Annotated in this window: 17 protein-coding genes; 12 read left to right on the forward strand and 5 right to left on the reverse strand. The window is 69.0% G+C overall.

Annotated elements, in window-relative coordinates; translation table 11 throughout:
- Positions 1–658 precede the first annotated feature (658 nt).
- The gene (locus ACZ6JS_RS16485) at positions 659–4,813 is read left to right on the forward strand and encodes an NACHT domain-containing protein (protein WP_469298479.1); all 4,155 of its coding nucleotides are present in this window, start codon (positions 659–661) and stop codon (positions 4,811–4,813) included.
- A gap of 43 nt (positions 4,814–4,856) precedes the next feature.
- On the opposite strand, the gene ACZ6JS_RS16490 is transcribed toward ACZ6JS_RS16485, so the two are convergent.
- A complete protein-coding gene (locus ACZ6JS_RS16490) occupies positions 4,857–5,384 on the reverse strand; it encodes an NUDIX domain-containing protein (protein WP_469298480.1) in 528 nt (175 codons plus the stop codon).
- 1 nt (position 5,385) lies between these two features.
- A complete protein-coding gene (locus ACZ6JS_RS16495; RefSeq protein WP_469298482.1) occupies positions 5,386–6,741 on the reverse strand; it encodes a tetratricopeptide repeat protein in 1,356 nt (451 codons plus the stop codon).
- Between the two features lie 192 nt (positions 6,742–6,933).
- Between ACZ6JS_RS16495 and ACZ6JS_RS16500 the strand changes: the two genes are divergently transcribed.
- The 7 genes from ACZ6JS_RS16500 (at position 6,934) to ACZ6JS_RS16530 (ending at position 13,622) form a co-directional block, all read left to right on the forward strand.
- Positions 6,934–7,683, forward strand: coding sequence for a hypothetical protein (locus tag ACZ6JS_RS16500; protein WP_469298483.1), 750 nt, complete (start codon positions 6,934–6,936; stop codon positions 7,681–7,683).
- Positions 7,684–7,760: 77 nt separating this feature from the next.
- On the forward strand, positions 7,761–8,672 hold the full coding sequence (locus ACZ6JS_RS16505) for a phosphotransferase family protein (RefSeq protein ID WP_469298485.1): 912 nt from the start codon (positions 7,761–7,763) through the stop codon (positions 8,670–8,672).
- Positions 8,673–9,365, forward strand: a complete 693-nt coding sequence (locus ACZ6JS_RS16510) for a class I SAM-dependent methyltransferase (protein WP_469298486.1) — start codon at positions 8,673–8,675, stop codon at positions 9,363–9,365. It begins immediately after the preceding gene.
- Between the two features lie 14 nt (positions 9,366–9,379).
- The gene (locus ACZ6JS_RS16515) at positions 9,380–9,958 is read left to right on the forward strand and encodes an HAD domain-containing protein (protein WP_469298488.1); all 579 of its coding nucleotides are present in this window, start codon (positions 9,380–9,382) and stop codon (positions 9,956–9,958) included.
- 75 nt (positions 9,959–10,033) lie between these two features.
- Positions 10,034–10,690, forward strand: coding sequence for a hypothetical protein (locus tag ACZ6JS_RS16520; RefSeq protein ID WP_469298489.1), 657 nt, complete (start codon positions 10,034–10,036; stop codon positions 10,688–10,690).
- Between the two features lie 72 nt (positions 10,691–10,762).
- A complete protein-coding gene (locus ACZ6JS_RS16525; protein ID WP_469298490.1) occupies positions 10,763–11,851 on the forward strand; it encodes a helix-turn-helix domain-containing protein in 1,089 nt (362 codons plus the stop codon).
- Positions 11,852–12,245: 394 nt separating this feature from the next.
- Entirely contained in the window at positions 12,246–13,622 is a 1,377-nt protein-coding gene (locus ACZ6JS_RS16530) for an acyltransferase family protein (protein ID WP_469298492.1), read from the forward strand.
- A 66-nt stretch (positions 13,623–13,688) separates the two neighbouring features.
- Here the strand turns inward: ACZ6JS_RS16530 and ACZ6JS_RS16535 are convergent, their stop codons facing one another.
- Positions 13,689–13,835, reverse strand: coding sequence for a hypothetical protein (locus ACZ6JS_RS16535; RefSeq protein WP_469298493.1), 147 nt, complete (start codon positions 13,833–13,835; stop codon positions 13,689–13,691).
- Between the two features lie 109 nt (positions 13,836–13,944).
- On the reverse strand, positions 13,945–15,585 hold the full coding sequence (locus ACZ6JS_RS16540; protein ID WP_469298494.1) for a hypothetical protein: 1,641 nt from the start codon (positions 15,583–15,585) through the stop codon (positions 13,945–13,947).
- A gap of 285 nt (positions 15,586–15,870) precedes the next feature.
- On the opposite strand from ACZ6JS_RS16540, the gene ACZ6JS_RS16545 reads away from it, so the two are divergent.
- On the forward strand, positions 15,871–16,809 hold the full coding sequence (locus tag ACZ6JS_RS16545) for a beta-ketoacyl-ACP synthase III (RefSeq protein ID WP_469298496.1): 939 nt from the start codon (positions 15,871–15,873) through the stop codon (positions 16,807–16,809).
- On the forward strand, positions 16,806–17,579 hold the full coding sequence (locus tag ACZ6JS_RS16550) for a thioesterase II family protein (protein WP_469298497.1): 774 nt from the start codon (positions 16,806–16,808) through the stop codon (positions 17,577–17,579). The genes ACZ6JS_RS16545 and ACZ6JS_RS16550 overlap by 4 nt, the downstream gene beginning before the upstream one ends.
- A 62-nt stretch (positions 17,580–17,641) precedes the next feature.
- Here the strand turns inward: ACZ6JS_RS16550 and ACZ6JS_RS16555 are convergent, their stop codons facing one another.
- Positions 17,642–18,919, reverse strand: a complete 1,278-nt coding sequence (locus ACZ6JS_RS16555) for a M6 family metalloprotease domain-containing protein (protein WP_469298499.1) — start codon at positions 18,917–18,919, stop codon at positions 17,642–17,644.
- A gap of 276 nt (positions 18,920–19,195) precedes the next feature.
- Here ACZ6JS_RS16555 and ACZ6JS_RS16560 point away from each other — a divergent pair, with 276 nt between their 5' ends.
- Positions 19,196–19,855 carry a TetR/AcrR family transcriptional regulator gene (locus ACZ6JS_RS16560; protein ID WP_469298500.1) on the forward strand — a complete coding sequence of 220 codons (660 nt, stop codon included), beginning with the start codon at positions 19,196–19,198 and terminating at the stop codon, positions 19,853–19,855.
- 93 nt (positions 19,856–19,948) lie between these two features.
- Positions 19,949–21,487 (forward strand): MFS transporter, encoded by a 1,539-nt coding sequence (locus ACZ6JS_RS16565; RefSeq protein ID WP_469298502.1) that lies wholly within the window; start codon positions 19,949–19,951, stop codon positions 21,485–21,487.
- Positions 21,488–21,498: the final 11 nt, after the last annotated feature.

Genomic DNA, 21,498 nt, shown 5'->3' on the forward strand with positions numbered 1-21,498 from the left:
CCCGGCACCTCGGTGTCCTGCACACCACCGATCTCACCGTGATGCAGACCGACCGGTTCGCCAACGTTATTGAAGGGGTGGAACGACTTGATCGGCGGAAGAGCAGAATCCCAAGGCGAATCGGACATGGCGCCCCTGTCTGAGGTTGGAGCCACCCGTTGAGCGATACCTGCGGGCCGTCGGTGAGGAAGGAGAGCAAGGCGCTACGGGTCGTGGAGACAAACTGGCCGAGCAGATCACCGGCGTCTACCCATCGGACCTGGGGGTTTCGCGGGTTTCCCGGGTTTCCGGTCCATGCGTGGGTTGCGAAGGCGACGATGAGAAAGCCGTCGAGAGCTTCGATTCCCAGGCGCCGTAGCTGATTTGGGTGACCCGATCCAGGCCCAGCGCTTCAGTTCCTGCGACGACCACGGCCAGAAGTACGTTCGGCCGACGGCGGCAGGCCCGACCGTCGCCACTGCCTGGCGCCCCTATCGATCACGGAACCCAACGGGCCTTTGGATCGCTGGGTCCAGGCCCTCTGCTCCGGTATATCGTCATGGCCTACGTGCCGGCGGAACGGGATCCCCGCCTGCCACCTGCAAGGCTGTAATGACGCAGGTTGGTTCTGCGCTCAGCTGCGGCGCAGGTCGTACGTCGCATCAAGGGGGTGGCGGGAATGCATCTTCCCGATATCAACTTCACCCGCCTCCGCACCCTGGGTGCCGGCGGCCAGAGGGACGGGTTCGAGCAGTTCATCTGCGAACTGGCGGCGGAGGACTCGCCGCATCCTGACGCCACCTTCGTCAGCCTCAACGGCTCCGGAGGAGACGGCGGCGTCGAGTGCTTCTGGACACTGCCTGACGGTAGCGAGGTCGGCTGGCAGGCCAAGTTCTGGGTGGATCAGGACGACGTGGACGAGAAGCAGCTCAGCAAATCCGTGACAGCTGCGCTGAAGACCCATCCACGTCTCGTGCAGTACACGATCGCCATTCCCGTGGATCCGACGGGTCCCACAGCGCGCAAGGGCAAGTCCTTGCAGCAGAAGGTCTATGGAGAAGGAGGTTGGTTGAGCCACTGGCGGAAGGAGGCCGCACAGCTGGGCGTGCCGGTCAAGTTCCAGGTCGAGTGGTACACCCACCTCGTCACGCGGCTGCGGAAGATCGATCAGTCAGGCGCCCGAACTCGCTATTGGTTCGACGCAGATGTCCTTCCGGAGAACTGGTGGCACAACCGCCGGGACGAGGCGGTCCGGGCTGCGCGTCCTCGGTACGTTCCGGAGCTCACCGTGGACGTGCCAGCCCGAGACGCCATCGCCGCACTGTGCGGAGATCCGGAGTGGCATGCGGCGTTGGATAGTCAGGTCTCTCGGCTTTGGCAGCTGACTGATCAGGTCCGTGATGCAGAGAGCAGCGGAGGTATCCAGCCTGTCGACCTGAGTAGCGTTCGCGATGGGGTCAACAAGGTGGCCAGCGCGCTGCAGAAGTGGCGGGAAGAGCCCTCCGGCGATTCCCGCGCTGTTCTGGACAGCACGCTTCAGAATGCTCACGCCACAGTGTCCGACGCCGAGCAAGCCGAAAGCGCGGCGCTGACTGCTGAACATGGTCCCGACTGGGACTCGCCCACGTGGCGACAGCACCAGGCCGAGTACATGGTGAGATTCCCCGCAGCGCGGGTGGACGGATTGCGGAGCCTCGAAAAAGGTCTCCAGGAGCTGATCTCGTCCATGACCGGCCCGTTCGAACGATTGCCCGGGGCACATTCGATGCTCCTGTCCGGTGATGCCGGCCGCGGCAAGACGTTCGTCACGCTCGATGCCGTTGTTCGGCGTTTGTCCCACGGTCGTCCCAGTCTGTTCGTCCACGGCCGTTGGTTCCGCCAAGGCGATCTCCTGGCGCAGCTTCGTGAGCGCTTGCAACTGCCGACCGACCTCACAGGTGAGGATGCTCTTGCACTGCTGGACCAAGTAGGGCGAACTTCGGGCAGTCCGGTGCTGCTCGTTGTCGATGCGTTGAACGAAACCCGCCCTCGAACCCTGTGGCGAGACGAGCTGGACCATCTGGTCGCCGTCATCAGCCGCTTCGAGAACCTGCGCGTCGTATTCACCTTGCGGTCTCATTACGCTGAACAGATCGTCCCCTCGGGACTGGACATGCCGACCTTCGTCCACCGCGGTTTCCAGGGCGTCGAGTTCGAGGCTGTGACGGAGTACGCCGACTACTACGGCCTGGAGCCCCCGACCGCCCCGCCAATCCACGGCGAGTTCGACAACCCCCTCTTTCTGCGACTGCTGTGCGACGCGCTGAAGCGGGGCTCCCAGCTCGCTCTGGATCAGGCATCGATGGGCATCGATGAACTCGTCCGCCTCCTGCTCGATGCGGCGAACGAGCGGATCAGTGACCAACTCGACGCCCCTCGCGCCGACCGGATCGTTCATGGGGCCATGTACGCATTCGCCGGTGCGGTCGGTGCAACGCCAACCGCCTGGCTGACACGTCCGGATGCTTCAGCGCTCCTCCGCGGGCTCTGGCCAGACCCCACCGTCCAGAATTCGCTGCTCGAGGCACTGATCGGCGAGGGGCTGCTCGCCGAGGACATCGATCCTCTTGACTCCACCAACGGCGGCCACATCGTCGTTGTCGCGTTCGAACGCCTCGGCCACCACCTGGTGGTATCCCAAGCCCTCAGGGACATGGATACCCCGGAAGCCGTAGGCGAGGCACTGCTGAACGGGAATCTCAGGCAGCTCCTTGGCCTGGATTCGGCACCGGATGCTGGCCTACTCGAGGCCATGTCCGTCGCCCTCAGCCACCAGTTCGGTGTCGAACTCACTGACTTCCGGGGCGCTTGCGGCGACAACGCCGCGTTGACCGCAGTCATCGCGGGCTTGCCGTGGCGCTCCGTAGCGAACCTCACCCACGAGACTCGCGCATGTGTCGTCCAGGCCCTGCGCTCCGAGGCCGTCTCCCACGAGGCGATGGACATGCTCTTCCGCCTCGCCCCGCGCCCCGACCACCCATTGAACGCCGGTTTCCTTCACGATCTGCTGTCCCCAGCCCCGATGGCGAAACGAGATGCCTTCGTCATCCCTTGGCTCCACTACACCCACGAGAGCCAGGGCGCTGTGGACCGGCTGATCACATGGGGCCGCGATAAGGACATCGAAGCCGTCGGTCGGCAAACCTGCCAGCTGTGGGTCACCGCTCTCCTGTGGTGCACGGGCTGCTCGGACCGGCGTGTCCGGGACGGCGCTACCCTCGCGGCAGCCCGGCTCCTCACACGCCATCCCGACCAAGCCCCCGGTGTGCTAGCGAAGTTCCTAGCCATCGACGACGAATGGATCAAAGAGCGAGCCTGCTACGCCGCCTACGCGGCACTCCTGCGGGGTGGTAGCAGCAGCGACTGGACAAGCTCCGCGGAAGCGGTATGGAATGCGGTCTTCGCTGGTCAGCAAGTCGTGAACGCTGCCCTGCGCGACGAGGCAAGGAGCATCATTAGCGGGGCAGCCGACCGAGGTGTTCTGCCGGAACTAATCGACCAGTCGTGTACCGAGCCCCCTTACGAAACTTCGTGGCCAATCGAGTGGCCAAGCTCCGATGACGTAGAGGCGTACAAAGGTGCCCACTACCCGAAGCTTCACTTCAGCTGCATCCATGACGACTTCTTCAGGTATCAAGTCGAACACGCGTTCCAGGGCTTTCCCGATATCGAGCCGGAGGCGGCGGCTCGCCATATTCTTCATGAGGCCGTTGGTCTCGGTTACGCGCCGCACCTGCACGCCGCATTCGACAGGCACGTGCTTGATAGGTACGGCGCCGGGCGTAGCAAGCCCAAGTGGATCGAGCGAATTGGTAAGAAGTACCAGTGGATCGCCCTGTCCCGCCTCGTCGGGCAGGTCAGTGACCACGCCTCGCGAACCGTCAGCAAATGGGATCCTCCTGCGCCAGCTACGCCGCACCCGCAGTCGGACGGTCTGCGCCAGATGGACCCAACCATGTGCGAGCCGTCAGCCACCCTGCAGGCAGTCAGGCCTGGCGTTCCCGTGTACGACTGGGCACGCTTTGTCGATTCCGTTGCTGAGCAGTGGGTTGCCGATGACAGTGACTTCCCCGATGTACCAGTCGACTTCTCCGCCTCCGACACGAGGCAGCGCGTCGTACTCACGGGCAGTTACGAGTGGAAGCCCCCGCAGGCAGCTGACGGCAACCGCCCGAGTATCTGGACCCGTATCACTGCTCTAATCGTTGCCACCAGTGACCTGGACGCCCTGCTGGAGGATCTGAAGGGTAGAAACCTTGCTGGGCACGACCTGTTCAGGGGGCCGATCTTTCTGAAGGGATTCGTCGGCGAGTACCCGCATGGTCTGCACTACGCCAGCGACGCCCACACGATGAACCACGAATACCGGCAGCCGTTTGCGGTGCCCACTGAACGGGCGTCGTACGAGATCCTGGGTGAGTACGAGTACGCGGGCACCATGGAGACGATTTCACTGGACGCGCCAGCGCCAGCGATCTTTGGACCGTCTCCGGGCTCGCTACGGTGGGACGGGCAGGCGAACTGGACCGATGCAGGTGGATGCAAGGTCGCCTCGGTGCGCAAGGTCACCAGTGGCGGACAGGACGAGCTGGTCATGGACCGCGAGTGGCTCGACGACTGGCTGCGCACCGCCGGTATGACGCTGGTGTGGGCCGAAACGAGCGGAAAGGACGTCTACACCGGAAACCTCGACTATTCGCCCGGCCGGTTGCTCCGTACGCGCGTACGTTTTCGCTACGCCGGCGCCGGTCAGCTCGATCCCGTTCACGAACGTGTGCCGCCGCGCACTAGGTGACGGTATCGATCAACTCCGCGGCGCCGTGAAACGGTCCACGCCGTCACCAGCCATCCAGCGACACCTGTCGCCCCTTGTTGAGGTAGTGCTGGAGGGCACTGGCGGTAGTGTCGACGAAGGCTTCGGGAATGGTGTCGGCGTCGACCCAGCGGACCTGCGAGTGCTTTCCGGGTTCGCGGTTTTCGGGTTCGCCAGTCCATTCGTGGGCGGCGAAGACGACGGTGAGGAAGCCGTTGGGGGCTTCGACGCCCCAGGCGCCGTGGATGATGTGGGCGACCTTGAGGGACTCGGGCTTCACGGTGAGGCCGGTCTCCTCGTAGAGCTCGCGGACTGCGGTTTCGGTGATGGGCTCGCCCGGTTCGTTCTTGCCGACGGGGAGGTCCCAGAGTCCCGGGGCGAACTTGGCGTTCTTGCTGCGCTGGAGGAGCACGACTCGGTTGGTGGCCTTGTCGTGGACGATGACGGCCGCGACCAGCAGGGTCATCGATTCGAGCGCCGGCTTGAGGGCTTGGGAGCGGTCGTCGGTCTGCTGGGCCACGGTGTTCCCTTCGTCGGGCGGGTTGTTGGGCATGTTAGGCGAGGGCCTCGCGGGCGCGGCGGGCGAGATCGGCGGCGCCGGGGACGCGGCGGCGCTGGTAGACCGCGAGGGTGGAGCGGATCGAAGTGATGGCCTTGCGGGTGCGGTCGGATGTCATGCCTTCCATGAGGACGAGGGCCTGGGTCCAGGCGGCGACGGCTTCGTCGGCGCGGGCCTGGGCGGCGAGGCTGTCGCCGAGGTCGGCGTGGGTGAGGGCGTGGACGCGCTTGTACTTCTCCGGGTCCCAGCGGGTGAGGGCGTCGCGGTGTTGTTGCTCGGTGCCGATGTGATCAGCGAGGTCGGTCAGGGTGCGTGCGGTATGGCTGGCCACGGTGCCGGCTGCTGGGCCGCTGACGCGAGAGAAGCTGGGTTGGGGCCCGTCCTCGCGTAGGAGGGCGTCTTCGGCGGCGAGGAGGGCGCGTACGGCCGAGGGGTTCTCGCCGACGGCTGCGTAGGCGCGGGCGTGGGTGATGTGGAGGAGGGCTTCGGTCTGGCCGTCGACGTGGCCGAGGCCGCGTCGCAGGGCGCCTTCGACGAGGTCGACGCAGTGGTGGGGTTGTTTGAGGCTGAGAGCCTGGTGGGCGAGGGCGCGCATCATCCAGGCGGCGTGGCCGTGGGGGTCGGCTTCGCAGGCGAGCTGGTAGCCGACCTGGTAGTAGCGCTGGGCGGCGCCTTTGTGGCCGAGGTCGTGGTGTTTCCAGCCGGCGAGGTAGGCGAGTTCGGCGACGGCACCGAAGGCGGCCCGGCGTAAGGGTTCCGAGGGGAACCGTCCGCGCAGCATGGGGGCTGCGGTGTCGGCGAGGTAGGCAGTGACGGTGGTCAGGCCGTGGCCGCCGCCGAGGCGTTCGTCGGCGGCGCTGAAGGCTGCGGTGATCTGCCGTACGACGTCGATGTCGTCGCTACCGACGAGGGAGCGGGCCGTGCGGGCGCGGAGCATGCGGGAGGTGGCTTCGTGGTCGTGCAAGAGCGGCATGGCTACGCCGGCCGTGGTGAAGGCGGCAATGGCGAGGAAGCGGCGGCGCTCGACATCCGCGCGGCCGAGGTCCGTGACCGTGGTGACCGGGTCGGTGTCCGGCGAGGACTCCGTATCGGGTGAGTGGAGGCCGATCTCGGTCTGGGTGACGACACGACCCAGCCGACGGGAGAGGGCTTCGGCGAGGTACGGGCCTGCCTGGCCGGAGGGCGTGCGGGTGCCGTTCGCCCAGTGGGAGATTGCCGATTTGTTGGTCTGGAGCAGCTCGCCGTTCTCGGCGGCGATGCGGCGTACGTCCTTGGCGAGTGCCTCGTACGTGCACCCGGCAGAGCTGATCGTTTCGCGCAGGCGGGAGTTGGGGTTGGTCGGCGCTGGCACGATCTCCTCCGCTCCGGAGCTGTAAACCGCGTATACCGCTTGGCCTCGGTCACACCGTACCCACTCTGCGTAGTGGACGGTTCACTTATCGACAGCCGCCCACTCTCGGGCCGGGCGGCCCCAAGTTCCGTACGCCCCACCGGGCTCGGGCATTCCTATGCCCCGGCCCGGCCGATCAGAGACGGAGAACCGGTGACCACCATCGACACCGCGACCATCACGGTCGAGCTGCCCGACGCCTTCGACCCGCGCTGGAGCCGCCTGCCCGGCATTCACGTGGACGGCCGGCACATCACCATCGACCCGGCCGAGTACTTCTTCCGCTTCGAGTCCAACACCTGGCTCGTCGCCGACTGGGAGCTGGTCAAGGCCCAGCTCCTCGACGTGGACGAGACGACGGAGAGCGCGGTCGAGCAGCTCGCGCTCGACTTCATCAAGAACCACGGCGAGTCCACGTCGGATGCCGCCCGCGTGCTGGCTACCGCGTACGGGGTCTACTCGCACCTGTTCCGCGAGGAGCACCTGGCCGGCCTCGGCCTGCCGCAGATCACCGCCGAGCACCTGCGCATGCTGCGCGAGGCGGCCACGCTGATGGCGCTCAACAAGGTGGAGCTGGACGGGCACATCTCCAACGTCGGCCCGTGCTGGTTCTTCCCCGCCGCCACCTCCGTCGTCTTCGACCTGGACGACGAGACGGGCGGAATGCTGGACGAGGTCTACCACGGCGGCTGGTTCAACGAGCACCGCCGGATCGAGTCCATCAAGGCCCACGCCGCGCTCGGCGGCCGGCTCGTGCACGGCTGCCAGTCGGTGCCGGACCAGTCCGGCGGAGTCGTCGCGCCATACGGTGCCTCGATGGCGAACTTCCGTGACGACCTGGCCGAGTTCAAGGCGGGCTGGATCGAGCAGGTCTACGCCCACCGCGTGACCGCGGCCGAGTAACCCCCAACCCCCGTACGGCTCCGAGGCGGGCTGACCCGCCCGCCCGCCCCGGAGCACACCAGCCCCTGGAGACCCCCATGGACCAGAGCCTGACCGCCGCCCTGCTGGACGACCTGTGCACTCTCGTCGGCAAGCCCATCCCCGAACGTGCCGAGATCCGCGTCTGGGGCATGTCCGGAGTCGAACGCGTCACCTTCCCCGACGGCACCACGGCCGTCTTCAAGTACGCCAAGGAGCCCTTCGACCGCGAGGCCCAGGCCCTGCGGGTGGCACACCAGCGCGGGCTGCCCGTCCCCGAGCTCCACGCCATCGCCATGCAGGACAAGTGGCTCGGGATGCTCATGGACGACCTCGGCACCCCCGTACGGGATGCCGACGACCTCGATGGCGCCGCCGCCGCCGTGATGCTCCACACCGCCCGCCCGGCCGGAGGCCTGCCCCTCCTCGACGGCGCAGGCCTCGCGGCCCTGCCCGGCCGAGCCCTCGATCACCTCCAGAGGCTGCGGAAGTCCGACCGGTGGACGGACTGCGACGACATCGAGACCGCTCTGGGGAAGATCTCCGCATCGGCTGAGGCCCGCGCCCAGGGGGCGACGCTCGACCCGTTCGGCTGGGTCCACTCCGAGTTCCACCCCACGAGCGTCCACATCGGGGAGAACTGCTGGCACCTCCTCGACTTCGCCCGCGCCTTCACCGGCCCCGGCCTGATCGACCTCGCCTCGTACCACGGCACCACCGAGGCGCCGAGCCCCATCCGACTGCGGGTGTTCCTGGAGCAGTACGTCACGGCAGGAGGCCACGAAGACGCTCTCGCTGCCCGGGGCGGCCTGCCTGCCGAGGCATGGGCCCTGGGCTGGCACCGCATGTGGGCCGTGGAGTGGTTCATGGAGCAGGCGATCCGCTGGATCAACGACCCCGCCAAGGACCCCGCGTACATCCCCGTCGTCCGCCGCCACCTGAACGACGTGGTCCAACTCCTGGAGGTCTAGGTGCTCGCCCAGGTCTCCCCCTGGTACGCCCACGCTGCCCAGCGGATAGCCGCTAGCCCCGCCCACGCGCTCACCGCACCGGCCCGGATGGAATGGAGCACCCACGCGGGCCTCGGCCCCGGAGCTGAGATTCTGGGACGGGACCTGCGCGGCAAGCGCCTCCTGGAGCTGGGCTGCGGCCCCGGCCACAACGTCGCCCACCTCGCCAAGCACCATCAGGCCCGTGTCACCGGCGTAGACCTGGTCGGACTCCAGATACGCCGTGCCCGCTCCCACTACGGGCACATCGACGGCGCCGCGTACGCCGCCGGCCACGCCCTGCACCACCTCCAGGCCACCGGCCAGACCTTCGACGCGATCTACTCCGTCTTCGGCGCGGTCGGCCTCGTCGCCCCCGAGCTCCTGCTCGCCGCGATCTCCCGCCACCTCAAGCCGGGCGGTGTCCTGGCCTTCTCCATCCCGCACCCGGCACGGGCCGGAAGACATCCATCCACGGACGACCGCCCGCGCGAGGACTACGTCACCATGCCCGACCACACCCGACTGCCCGTCGCGCGATGGGAGTTCGATGCCCGCCGCTGGGGCGCACACCTCGCCCGCACCGGCCTGCGCACCACCTCGGCACTGGAGCTCTGCCACCCTCGCCGCGACCCGTGGCCCACCACTCTCCTGATCACCGCCCGCAAACGCTGACCCCGGAGGCACTGATGACCCTGCCCTACCTGCTTCTGGACATTGACGGCGTCCTCATACCGTTCCCGGCCGCAGACGGCACCACCCCGCCCACCCACGTCCGCCACACCGTCCTGCCCACTGGCCGGCACCCCGACGACCCCGTCCCCATCTGGCTCGACCCCAGCCATGGCCCACTGCTCACCGAGTTCTTAGCCAGCGACCTCGTCACCCCGGTGTGGTGCACGAGCTGGCGCAAGGACGCCACCACGATCATCGGGCCACTCCTGGGCCTGCCGGACTTCCCCTACCTCGACCTCCCCCGCCCACAGATCACCACCAGCCATCCCGACGGCTACCTGTGGAAGCGCGACCACGTCGACGCGTGGCTCGGCAGAGCACCTGTCGTCTGGATCGACGACGACTTCACCGCTCTCGATCACGCCTGGGCCGCCGAACGCACCGCCCGCGGCCACTCCACCCTCCTCGTTCAGCCCGATCCGTACGTCGGACTCCGGTCGCAGCACGTCGCGGCTGCCGCGAGTTGGGCGGCATGCAGGGTGTTGTCTGAGGTGCATGAATCCGTGAACTCCCCTTCAGGGCGCGGACGATAGGGGCAATCTTATAAATCTGACGCCGCGTCTGCGGTAGCCTTCTTATAACTTCTTCCGTCGCTCACCGGAGGCTCCATGGCCATGTCCCTCGTCGCGCCCGTTCCCGATGAAATCCGAGCCAAGCTGGCGGCTCTCGGAACGAAGTGGGAGTACCTGCACCCGGCCCTGTATGCCGGTGAAGCGGCGCGACGGACGGCCACCCCCAACCACCCGGCGAACACAGCCGGGACCCGGGCGTACCAGGAGCACGTGCGGCTCCTTCGGGAGGAACACATCCGGCACGAGGGGTGGAAGCGGCTCCTGCACGACCATCTCGAAACCGTCTGCAACCCGCAGAAGACGCTCGCGATCGGCACGATGGTCGGGGACTCGGCCACGGGCATACAGACCCTTCATCCCACCAACCTCCACAAGCGGGGTGCCGCCACCGAGCGAGCGGCCGAGGCGAACTTGCAGCCCGGCCTCTTCCCCACCCCCGTCGGGCCGCATGAGGCCGTCCTCGACGCGGATGAGGCACGGGCGCTGAAGACCTGGTTCCTCGTCTCCTACCGGGTGGAGATCGAGGACGCTGTGCGGATCCACAGTGAGCTGTCGCTGCCAGTCCAGGTCGAGCGCGGATTCGTGGAGAAGTGGGCCCGGCGGATACCGCTGCCCGTCATCAAGATGGACGGAATCGAACGACCTGACGAAGATGGACCCGACGAGATCGACATCCCCGTCGAGTTTCGCTGAGGCCCGTCCTGTGGGGTGGCCGCGATACTGGCCGCCCCACCCGCACCACCCAGATCCTGAGGCAGTCCCACCATGGTCACCCCGTCCCGCATCACGCTGGCCCGCAAGCGCAGGGGCCTGACGCTCGCGGAGCTTTCCGAGCTCGCGGGAGTCTCCCTGCAGAGCCTGTCCAACTACGAGACGGGCCGGACCACGCCGCGCCGCACCACCGTGGGTCGCCTCGCCGAGGCCCTCGACTTCCCCGAGCACTTCTTCGAAGGCCCGGAGGTTGACGAACTCCCGGTGGAAGGGATCTCGTGGAGGGCACGAAGCAAGACCTCGGCCCGCACACTGGATGCCGCCCGCGCCGCCGGCACGCTCGCAGCCCTGCTGTACGACTGGATCGACGAGCGCTTCCGGCTGCCGGCGGCCGACATCCCCTCCCTGGGAAAGCCCGATCCGGAGACCGCGGCCGAGATGGTCCGCACTCGCTGGGGCCTGGGCAGCGCGCCGGCACCCAACATGGTCCATCTTCTTGAAGCGCACGGTGTCCGGGTGTTCTCCCTCGCGCCCGAGTACGCCGAAGTCGATGCCTTCGCGCTTTGGCGGGGGCGAAATCCCTTCGTCTTCCTGAACACGATGAAGTCCGTCGAGCGCGGCCGCTTCGACGCGGCGCACGAGCTCGGCCATCTCGTCATGCACGGCAGCGACCGCGAGTGCTCCGGACCCGAGGCAGAGCGGCAGGCGAACGACTTCGCCAGCGCTTTCCTCATGCCCTCAGCGAGCGTGATCGGCCACATGCCGGCCGGAGCCCATGTCGACCAGATCCTCAAGGGCAAGACGATCTGGAAGGTCTCCGCGATGGCGCTGACCTACCGGATGCACGATCTCGGACTCCTCACCGACTGGCAGTACCGTTCCGTCTGCACCGAGCTCAGTACGCGGGGCTACCGCAAGGCCGAACCCGAGGGTATGAAGAAGCGGGAGACCTCCCAGGTCCTGACCAAGGTCTTCCAGGGGCTGAGGTCCACCGGCGTGAAGCCGGCCGCGGTAGCCGCCGAGCTGGGTCTCACCTCGGACGAGATGAACAAGATGCTCTTCGGACTCACCATCACGATGGTCGACGGCGGTGGTCAGCGTTCCGCCACAGAGTCGCGGCGGGCCTTGTCGCTGGTTCCCTGACCGGCGGCATCGGAGTTCATCGCTGCTCCAGGGGGCGTCTGACGGGTGCCGCAGCAGTGAATTCCGGTGCTGCGGGATCCCGGCCTCGCCGTGGAGTGCCAGGAGGCCTTTGACCTGCAGTGATGGGCTGAACGTTCCAGGAATGGCCGACGGGCGTTTCGTGGGCCTTCACAGAGAGGCCTCTGACCTGCGGTTCTAGGGTTTCCCTCAAGCCCCACGAAGGCGCGAAGGCGAAAGGCGGGGCCTGGGGCGGAGACCGCCCCGTGACCGTTGACAGCCTAGCGGATCAGCCTGCCGGTGGTCGCCCCGATTCCCGTGCCGTTGGGCGGGTCCTGTGACCTGCGGTCGGTCAGCGGGCGGGGCCGGGCACCGGGCGTCGGATATCGTCCCTGCGGTGAAGCTCATACCCAAACTCACCCGGCGGACGTCCGACGCGTCCGATGCGCAGCGGGCCGCCACGCCGGGTGCCCGGCTCGGCTGGCTGGACGCGCTGCGCGGCATCGCCGCCCTGATCGTGGCACTTCACCACTTCGACGTGCTGCGGATGCTTCCCTTCGGGGGCGCGGTCTGGCGGAACTTCGACATGGGCCTGTTCGGGGTCATGCTCTTCTTCATCGTCAGCGGCTACATCATCCCCGCCTCGCTGGAACGGCGGGGGGATGTGCGTGCCTTCTGGATCGGCCGGATCTTCCGGATCTACCCGGCTCTGATCGCCGCGTTCGTCCTGTCGATGCTGATGCTGCCGGCCGGGGACGGCTCGATCGCGCTGCTGCGCACCGGGGACGACCTGGCCTCGCTGGTCGCGAACGGCCTGATGCTGCAGGACCTCCTGGGCGTGATCAACGGCATGAACGTCACCTGGACGCTCTGCTACGAGATGGTCTTCTACTTCCTCGTCACCGCCCTGTTCACCCGCGGCCTGCACCGGCACAGCGCGCCGATCGCGGTGGGCCTGGCCGGCGTGGCGCTGGTGACCGGTACGGCCGTCGGAACCCAGCTGCTGAACGCGGAAATCGGTTCGACCCGCACGCTCCTGCTGATCGTCACGCCGATCGTCCTCGTGGGCCTCGCCGGCGTGCTCAGCGGCAACCGCACGCTGACCGGGGCGGGCGCCCTGCTGCTCGGCGGCGTCGGCCTGGTCCTGGTCACGCTCAACAGCCGGGCCCCCGCCTTCGAGACCTGGATGATCTTCTCGACGATGTTCGCCGGCACGGTCGTCTACCGGGCGCAGCACGGGCAGCTCGGCCGCGTTCCGGCCCTGCTCGCCTGCGGGTTCGTCGTCGTCGCGGGTGTGCTGGTCGGACGGCTCTACAACCATGGCAAGGTCCTCGACCTGACGTGGTCCTCCGGCTGGAAGGCCTGGTCGGTCGCCTACCTGGCGGCGTGGGTGCTCTTCGCCGTCGGCTTCCTCCTGCGCAAGCGCCGGTTCCCGAAGGTGCTGACCTGGCTCGGCGCGATCAGCTTCTCCGTGTACCTGCTGCACATCCCGCTGCTGCGCACCATCGAACCGCTGCTGGGCATTCCGCCGCAGCCGTCCTCGACGCTCGGCCGGATCGCCTGGACGGCGATCTTCCTCGGCGTCGTCGTCGCCGTCAGCCACCTGATGTACCAGCTGGTCGAGATGCCGATGCAGCGCCTGGGCCGGCGCGTGCAGAAGGCGGCGGACCGCCGCCGTCCGGCGGCCGTGCCCGCGACCGTGCCCGCGGCTGCCGCTCCGTCCCCGGCCGGCGCCGAGTCCGAGCCCGTGCTGTCCGGGCCCCGGCGGGACTGAGCCGGCTCGGATACGAGATCCCGCCCCGACCCCGTGAAGGGGGCCGGGGCGGAGTCGTTACCGGAGTCAGCCGAAGGGGCCGCGGCGGGCCAGCGGGGGGATGGTGATCGGCACGGCGATCTCGTCCTCCGCGGCGCCGCTGTCCTGGCGCAGTGCCGACATGACCATCAGCTGCGGGTCCTGGAGCAGCAGCCGCGCGCCGGCGGAGATCACCCTGCTGGAGCTGCGCCCGCCGCTGCCCGGGTGACGGATCGTGCCCCGGGACCAGCCTGTGCGGCTGTTCCCGGGGCACGGCCGCGGGGCCCCGGACGGGCCCGGCGGATCAGTCCTTCTCGTAGAAGCCGAACATGTCCACCACGAGGTGCGTGCGCTCCCAGCCGCGGTTCCAGAAGTCGATGACGCCGGTCGTGCCGGTGCTCGCCTGGACCAGGTTCGGGACGGTCTCGCCCTTCGTCCAGTTCAGGTTGGAGGAGTTCGGCGGAGTCGGGTTGGGCGCGGTCCCGCTCTCGCGCTGGGCCCAGGTGTACGGGTCCGGGGCGACCGTGAGGTGCCCGCTGCCCTGGGTGTCGGTGACCGTGGTGTTCAGGACGAACGCCGTGACCGTCGGATTGCCGTCCGCGAGCGGCAGCCAGCGGAAGTCCTGCCCGTCGACCGGGAAGTCGTAGTCGCGCGAGTCGTGCAGACGCGTCGGCGGCGTCGGGATGTAGGACGCCTTGCTGCCGGGGCTGTAGTAGCCGACGACGTCCACGATGACGTCGGCCGGGTCCCAGGCGCCGTTGCGGATGTTGATCCTGCCGTCGGGACCCACCGGGACGATCACCGAGTTCGCGATGGTCTGACCGGCCTTGAAGTTCACGTTCGACGTGTCCGGTGCCGGCTGCCCGGTCGGGAACACGGTCAGGTGCCCCGCGCCGCGGGGGGCCGTGACGGTGACGTTGAGGGCCACCGCGGTGACCCCGCTCGCCGGGACCGCGCCGTTGCCGGCGACCTGGAGTCCGAACGTGCTCTGCCCGGCGACCTGGCCCCAGGTGCCCTGGCCGGTGCGGCTGTCGGCGATGCGGAACGGGTCCAGCGAGGTGTAGCCGCCGGCGGTACCGGAGGGGCTGAAGTAGCCGGTGACGTCCGCGAGCAGGTCGACGTCGCCGTAACTGCGATTGACGAGCTCGACGTAGCCGTCCGCACCGACCCGCACGATCGTCATGTTCGGCACGGTCTGGCCCGCGACGAAGTTGACGTTCGAGGTGGTCGGCTGCTCCGTGCCCGACGGGTAGGCGGTGATGTGGCCGCCGGAACGGGGGCTGACGACGGTGACGTTGAGCGCCACGGCGGTCGCGTCGGCCGGGATGCCGCTGTTGCCGCCGACCTTCACGCGGGCCACGCCGTACGGGGTGACCGGGCGGTTGGTGCCGCCGATTCCGGACCGGGTGTCGAGCAGCCGGGTCGGTGCGTGCGGGGTGAACTTCGAGCCGAGCGACTGCACGTCCACGCTGTTGGTGGCCGTCACGTTGTTGTCCTGGTCGGTCAGCGTGACCGTGACCTTGTGCTTGCCCACCTCGGCGAAGGTGTGCTTCGAGGTCAGGAGCTTCGCCCCGGTGACGTGCTCGGTGTCGGTCTTCCCGTCGCCCCAGTCGATGTCGACCCTGAGGGGGGCGTCGGCGCTGGTGGTGATCCGGGACGCCAGGCTGAAGCCGCGCCCCGACGTGGCCGATGCCCGCAGGTCGACGGCGAGGCCGGCGTTGCCCTGCGCGGCCCCCGCGGCCTGCGGAGCGGCCGCCTTGCCGGACCCGGACGTGCGGACCGTACGTTCCGCCGGGCTGTGGAAGACGGCGGACTTCGCCGCGGCGGCCTTGGCGGAACCCATGGCCGCGGCCGCGCTCCCCTGGCGCTGCGCGGGCTGGTCTGCGGCCTGGGCCGCGGTCGGCACGAAGCCGATGGCCGCCGCTACGACGGCAGCCGAAATCATGACGCGGTGACGCTGCACCGGTCCCCCCTTTTTATTGAACCAGTTCAGAAAGTGAAGCGCGCTCAGGGTATGCGTACAGCTCGGTCGAAACGAACGCATTTCCGAAAGGCGCGAACATCTTGTCGATGGGGACGACGGGGCGTGCGTGGCGGTTGCACCGGATGTGATCGAGTTCCGCGGGCGGCGATCCCCGAAAGTCATATGAGCGCGGTCGGCCCGCTGCATAGGCTGACCATCGGTCAACCCGGATCCGGGTCAGGGTCCATGGAGCGAGGAGAAACACTGATGGTCGGGTCCCGCGTCCTAGCCTTCGGGCACTATCAGCCGTCGAAGGTGCTGACCAACGCCGATCTGGAGCAGATGGTCGACACCAGCGACGAGTGGATCCAGAGCCGGGTCGGGATCAAGACCCGCCGGGTGGCCGCCGAGGACGAGTCGGTTTCGGACATGGCGGCGAAGGCCGCCGCGAACGCTCTCGCCAACGCCGGTCTGTCCGGAGAGGACATAGATTTCGTCATCGTGGCCACCTGCACGGCGCAGGACCGTTCCCCCAACACGGCGGCCCGTGTCGCCGCGGCCGTGGGCGCACAGGCTCCGGCCGCGATCGACGTGAACACGGCCTGTTCCGGCTTCCCGCACGCGATGGCCCTGGCGGACCAGAGCATCCGTACCGGCTCCGCCACGAAGGCCCTGGTCATCGGCGTGGAGAAGCTGACGGACTTCGCCGACTGGACCGACCGCACCACATGCGTGCTCATCGGCGACGGGGCCGGGGCGGCCGTCGTGGCCGCCTCCGAGGAGTCGCGGATCAGCCCGGTCGTGTGGGGATCCGTACCCGAGATGGGGCACGCCGTGCGCATCGAGGCGCCGTCCCACACCTTCTCCCAGGAGGGCCAGTCGGTGTACCGCTGGGCGACCACAGCCCTGCCGAAGGTCGCGCTCCAGGTGTGCGAGCGGGCCGGAGTCAAGCCCGAGGACCTGGGCGGCGTCGTCCTGCACCAGGCCAACCTGCGGATCATCGAGCCGCTGGCCCGCAAGATCGGCGCGGTCAACGCCGTCGTCGCCAAGGACGTCGTGGAATCCGGCAACACCTCGGCGGCCAGCATCCCGCTCGCGCTCTCCAAGCTCATCGAGCGGGGCGAGATCGAGAAGGGGGCGCCCGTGCTGCTCTTCGCCTTCGGCGGCGGCCTGTCCTACGCCGGCCAGATCATCCACTGCCCGTGACCGGGACGGACGACGTGAGCGAGATCAAGTCCTCTTCCACCGCCCCCTGGTGGCCGCAGCTGCGGCTTCAGCCGGCTGCCGCGCCCAGGCGGCGCCTGCTGGTCTTCCCGCACTCCGGCGCCGGGCCCAACACCCTCTTCCCCCTCGTCGAACCACTGCCCGACGACGTCGAGGTGCTCGGGCTCTCGCTGCCGGGCAGGGAGCGCCGCTTCGGCGAGACCCCCGGCTGCCGCCTCGACGAGGTGATGGACTCCGTGACCGCCGAGGTGCTCGGCCGGGACCCGCTGCCCACCGTCGTCTTCGGCCACAGCCTCGGAGCGCTCCTCGCCGCCCGCGCGGCGCAACTCCTCGGCCCGCACTGCCGGGCCGCCGTCGTCAGCGGCCAGGTACCCGGCCGGACCCGGCGCCGGGCGCACGCCACCAGCAGCGAGGAGGACGCCGTCCGGCTGCTGCGGGAGGGCGGAGGCACCCCGGAGTGGGTCCTGCACGACCCGGAGATGCTCGCCCACGTCACGCGCGTCCTGCGCGCCGACATCGACCTCAGCAGGGAGGCCGCCGTCGGCTTCGAGGACGTACGGCTCGACGTGCCCCTCCACGTCATCGGAGGTACGGCCGATCCGCTGGTCCCGCACGAGCCGCTGGACGGCTGGGCCGACCACACGACCGGATCCTGCCGGGTCCGCCGCTTCGACGGCGACCACTTCTTCCTCCTCGCCGACGCCCACCGAGGCGCGGTCGTGGACATCCTGCGTGCGGCCCTCGCGCACTGACCGCGTGCCGGCCGGCACAGGGCAAGGAGCCGGGGCCGCGCCGGGCGGCCCCGGCTGCGGAGCTACGGGCGGATGATGCGGACCTGGTAGCTGCCGTCGCGCAGCTCGCCCACCACCGAGACGCTGATGCCGGCCTTCTCGTCGGTGAAGGTCTCGCCCGGCCGGAACGGCGCGTCCGACAGTTCGGCGTGCACGTTGGGCCGGCGGGTGCAGCCGCCGCTCGCGTCCGAGCTGTCCGACACGGTCACGGGACCGTGCCCGGTGTCCACGTCGGAGTCCACTTTGTAGATGAGGACGCCGGGCCTGCAGACGGCCTCGTCGTTGCCGGCCCGCGTCCGCACCTCGACGGCGTAGCCGACGCTCTCCGACAGCGGGACGAACGCCAGCTTCATGCCGCCCTCCACCGCCAGCGGGGTCAGCACGTGGTCGCTGGTGCCGGACTTCGACGCGCAGGAGATCTGCGTGCTGTCCAGCCAGCCCAGCTTCCACTTGTGCCAGCCCATCAGATCGTTGTTGGCACCCCAGTCCTCGCTCATGATGTCCCAGTGCCCGACGGTGTTCCCGCCGTCGGAGGTGTAGAGGTCGGGCAGCCCGAAGACATGGCCGTTCTCGTGGGGTAGCACGCGGTAGCCGGTCTCGCGGTAGGTCCCGGAGCCGTCGTCCTGCCGGCTGTAGACGAAGGACGTGTTGGACAGGGGCACCCCGTCGGCCATCGGCGCCTCGCCGTTCCCCGAGAAGGTCACCGACAGGACGGTGTCCAGGGCGGACGGCCCGGCGTTCGGCGTGACCAGGATGTTGATCAGGTCGTACCGGCTGAAGTCCACCTCGGAGTCGGCGGCCTTCGCGATGTGCTCGACGAGCTGCCGGTAGCCCGGCTCGTACGAGGAGCCGCGCTCGATCCCGTACGCCGCGAAGGGCATCGGCATCCGCAGCCAGGTCCTTATCGGAGCCTCGGCCCGGTAGGCCAGCCGGCCGTAGGAACTGGTGCGGAACCAGTCGGAGGTCTGCGGGAAGAACTCCGCCATCCGGTCCAGGGCCGTGCCCTCACCCTTGGCGTCGGGGAAGTCGATCATCAGGTTCAGCGCCCGTACCTCTCCCGTCGAGCGCGAGTACCCGGGCGGGGTCGGCATGCCCTCGGACATCTGCACGCCCATCGTCCCGGCGATCCGGCACGGCGCGAGCGCGGATTCGACGGTCGTGCCCACCGGCCCGGCGGCGGACTGGCCGCGGCCCGGTATGCCCGTGCTCGCCGTCGCCGTGACGCCGATCGCCAGCGCGGTCAGTCCGATGTACGCGCCGGTGAGGCGTGGTCTGCGTATCCGGGGGCGGGTCTGCGTCATGGAGATCGCCTTCGGGTCCGCGGCAGCCGGCCCTGTCCGGTCTGCGCCCTGTGCGATTCACCCTCCGTCGGGCGCGCCGCGCCCGCGCGTCGGGAGAGGCCAAACGGTGACGGCCCGCGCTCGACGGCGTGACCCGGCTCACACGTGCGAGTGAAATAACCGGGGATCAGTTCCCCGTTTGTACGTGAGTCCCGCCAAACGGGGACCGGCTCCCCGTTTGGGCGAGCCGGCGGGTACGTCCCGAATTGCTCGCCACCGTCCAAAGGGAGGCCCGGAATGAAGCGCCCCACCACGATCGCCGCGGCGGCCCCGCCCGTCCCGCGCACGCGGGCCGACGCCGTCCGCAACCGCGAGCGGATCCTGGCGGCGGCCCGCGAGGCCTTCGTAGAGTTCGGCTCGGCGGCCCCCTTCGACGAGGTCGCCCGCCGTGCGGGCATCGGAAACGCCACCCTCTACCGGCACTTCCCCGACCGCGACACCCTCGTCCACCACGTCGTGCTCTTCACGACGGAGCGGGTCACGGCCTCGGCCCGGTCCTCGCTGGCCGAGGAGGCCGACGCCTTCGCCGCACTGTGCCGGTTCACGCACACCGCCGCCGACGAGCGGATCGGCGCCCTGTGCCCGATGCTCGCCGACGGCTTCGACCGCGACCACCCCGAACTCCTTGCGGCGCGCACCGCCTTGGCGGAGGCCGTCGAGACCCTCCTGGCCGCCGGGCAGGAGGCCGGACTGGTCCGGGCGGACATCGGCGTCGGCGACCTGATGGTCGCCCTCTCCCAGCTCAGCCGCCCCCTGCCGGGCACCGCCTGCTTCGACACCGACCGCTTCGCCCACCGCCATCTCCAGCTCTTCCTCGACGGGCTGCGGGCCCCGGCCCGCTCCGAACTGCCCGGCTCCGCAGCAACTTTGGAAGACCTGACGCTGAAAACCGCCTGAAAACCACGCTGAAAACCATGTGATACCGCCAAAAGCTCAGAGCTTACGCAACAGCCTTTCCCGGTCATTCCGCACAGTGAAGTGGGTACCCCCATGCCGAAAACAGCCGCGACACTCCCGTCGGCTGCCGATCCCAGTCGCTGGAAGGCGCTCGTCTTCATAGCCCTGGCCCAGCTGATGGTCGTCCTCGACGCGACCATCGTGAACATCGCCCTCCCCTCCGCCCAGACCGACCTCGGCATCTCCGACGGCAACCGCCAGTGGGTCATCACCGCTTACGCGCTGGCCTTCGGCGGACTGCTCCTCTTCGGCGGCCGCATCGCCGACAAGTGGGGCCGCAAGAACGCCTTCGTCGTCGGCCTCGTCGGCTTCGCCCTGGCCTCCGCGCTCGGCGGCGCCGCGAACGGCGAGGCCATGATGCTCGGCGCCCGCGCCCTCCAGGGTGCCTTCGGCGCGCTCCTCGCACCGGCGGCCCTCTCCCTGCTCGCGGTGATGTTCACCGACGCCAAGGAGCGCGCCAAGGCCTTCGGCATCTACGGCGCGATCGCGGGCGGCGGCGGCGCCGTCGGCCTGATCCTCGGCGGCTTCCTCACCGAGTACCTCGACTGGCGCTGGACCTTCTTCGTCAACATCCCCTTCGCGATCGTCGCGGCCGTGGGTGCCTGGATGGTCATCCGCGAGCCCGCCGGCTCCCGCAACCGCGCCCCGCTGGACATCCCCGGGGTGGTCCTGTCCACCACCGGTCTCGTGGCCCTGGTGTACGGCTTCACCCGCGCCGAGTCGGCCGGCTGGTCGGACGCGGTCACCGTGGCCATGTTCATCGCCTCGGGGGCCCTGCTGGCGGCGTTCGTCCTCGTCGAATCCATGGTGAAGTCCCCGCTGCTGCCCCTGCGCGTGCTGCTGGAGCGCAACCGCGGGGGCGTCTACCTCTCGCTCGGCCTGGCCGTCATCGCGATGTTCGGCCTGTTCCTCTTCCTCACCTATTACCTCCAGGTCGTCAAGGGCTTCTCGCCCGTCAGGACCGGCTTCGCGTTTCTGCCGATGATCGCGGGCATGATCCTGGGCTCCACCCAGATCGGCGCCCGCCTGATGACCCGCGTCGCACCGCGCCTGCTGATGGGCCCGGGCTTCCTGGTCGCCGCCGTCGGCATGCTGCTGCTGACCCAGCTGGAGGTCGGATCGTCGTACCCGGCACTGATCCTGCCGGCGCAGCTGCTGCTCGGCCTCGGCATGGGCACGGCCTTCATGCCGGCCATGTCCCTGTCCACCCACGGCGTGGACCCGGCCGACGCCGGTGTCGCCTCCGCCATGGTCAACACCTCGCAGCAGGTCGGCGGCGCCATCGGCACGGCGCTGCTGAACACCATCGCGGCATCGGCGACCACCGCGTACCTGGCCGACCACGCGGCAGAGGCCGCCGCCGGCGGTGTCGCGGCCCGGATGGTGCAGGCGCAGGCCATGGTCGAGGGCTACGCCTCCGCCATCTGGTGGGCGGTGGGCATCCTGGCCGCCAGCGCGGCCATCGCCCTGGCGCTGATCAACACCGGCCGCCCGGGTGCGGGCGACCCGGCGGCCTCCGGCTCCGGGTCCGCCGAGGACGCCGTGATCAAGGTCCCGGTGATCGCCCACTGACCCGGGCCCCG

The sequence above is a fragment of the Streptomyces sp. NPDC046349 genome, from assembly GCF_055587885.1.

What these genes read in the sequence shown, in the direction of transcription:
- ACZ6JS_RS16485 (WP_469298479.1), top strand. Translation starts at nt 659, where the DNA reads ATGCATCTTCCCGATATCAACTTCACCCGCCTCCGCACCCTGGGTGCC.
- ACZ6JS_RS16525 (WP_469298490.1), top strand. Translation starts at nt 10,763, where the DNA reads ATGGTCACCCCGTCCCGCATCACGCTGGCCCGCAAGCGCAGGGGCCTG.
- ACZ6JS_RS16545 (WP_469298496.1), top strand. Translation starts at nt 15,871, where the DNA reads ATGGTCGGGTCCCGCGTCCTAGCCTTCGGGCACTATCAGCCGTCGAAG.
- ACZ6JS_RS16490 (WP_469298480.1), bottom strand. Translation starts at nt 5,384, where the DNA reads ATGCCCAACAACCCGCCCGACGAAGGGAACACCGTGGCCCAGCAGACC.
- ACZ6JS_RS16520 (WP_469298489.1), top strand. Translation starts at nt 10,034, where the DNA reads ATGGCCATGTCCCTCGTCGCGCCCGTTCCCGATGAAATCCGAGCCAAG.
- ACZ6JS_RS16515 (WP_469298488.1), top strand. Translation starts at nt 9,380, where the DNA reads ATGACCCTGCCCTACCTGCTTCTGGACATTGACGGCGTCCTCATACCG.
- ACZ6JS_RS16555 (WP_469298499.1), bottom strand. Translation starts at nt 18,919, where the DNA reads ATGACGCAGACCCGCCCCCGGATACGCAGACCACGCCTCACCGGCGCG.
- ACZ6JS_RS16565 (WP_469298502.1), top strand. Translation starts at nt 19,949, where the DNA reads ATGCCGAAAACAGCCGCGACACTCCCGTCGGCTGCCGATCCCAGTCGC.
- ACZ6JS_RS16505 (WP_469298485.1), top strand. Translation starts at nt 7,761, where the DNA reads ATGGACCAGAGCCTGACCGCCGCCCTGCTGGACGACCTGTGCACTCTC.
- ACZ6JS_RS16560 (WP_469298500.1), top strand. Translation starts at nt 19,196, where the DNA reads ATGAAGCGCCCCACCACGATCGCCGCGGCGGCCCCGCCCGTCCCGCGC.
- ACZ6JS_RS16540 (WP_469298494.1), bottom strand. Translation starts at nt 15,585, where the DNA reads ATGATTTCGGCTGCCGTCGTAGCGGCGGCCATCGGCTTCGTGCCGACC.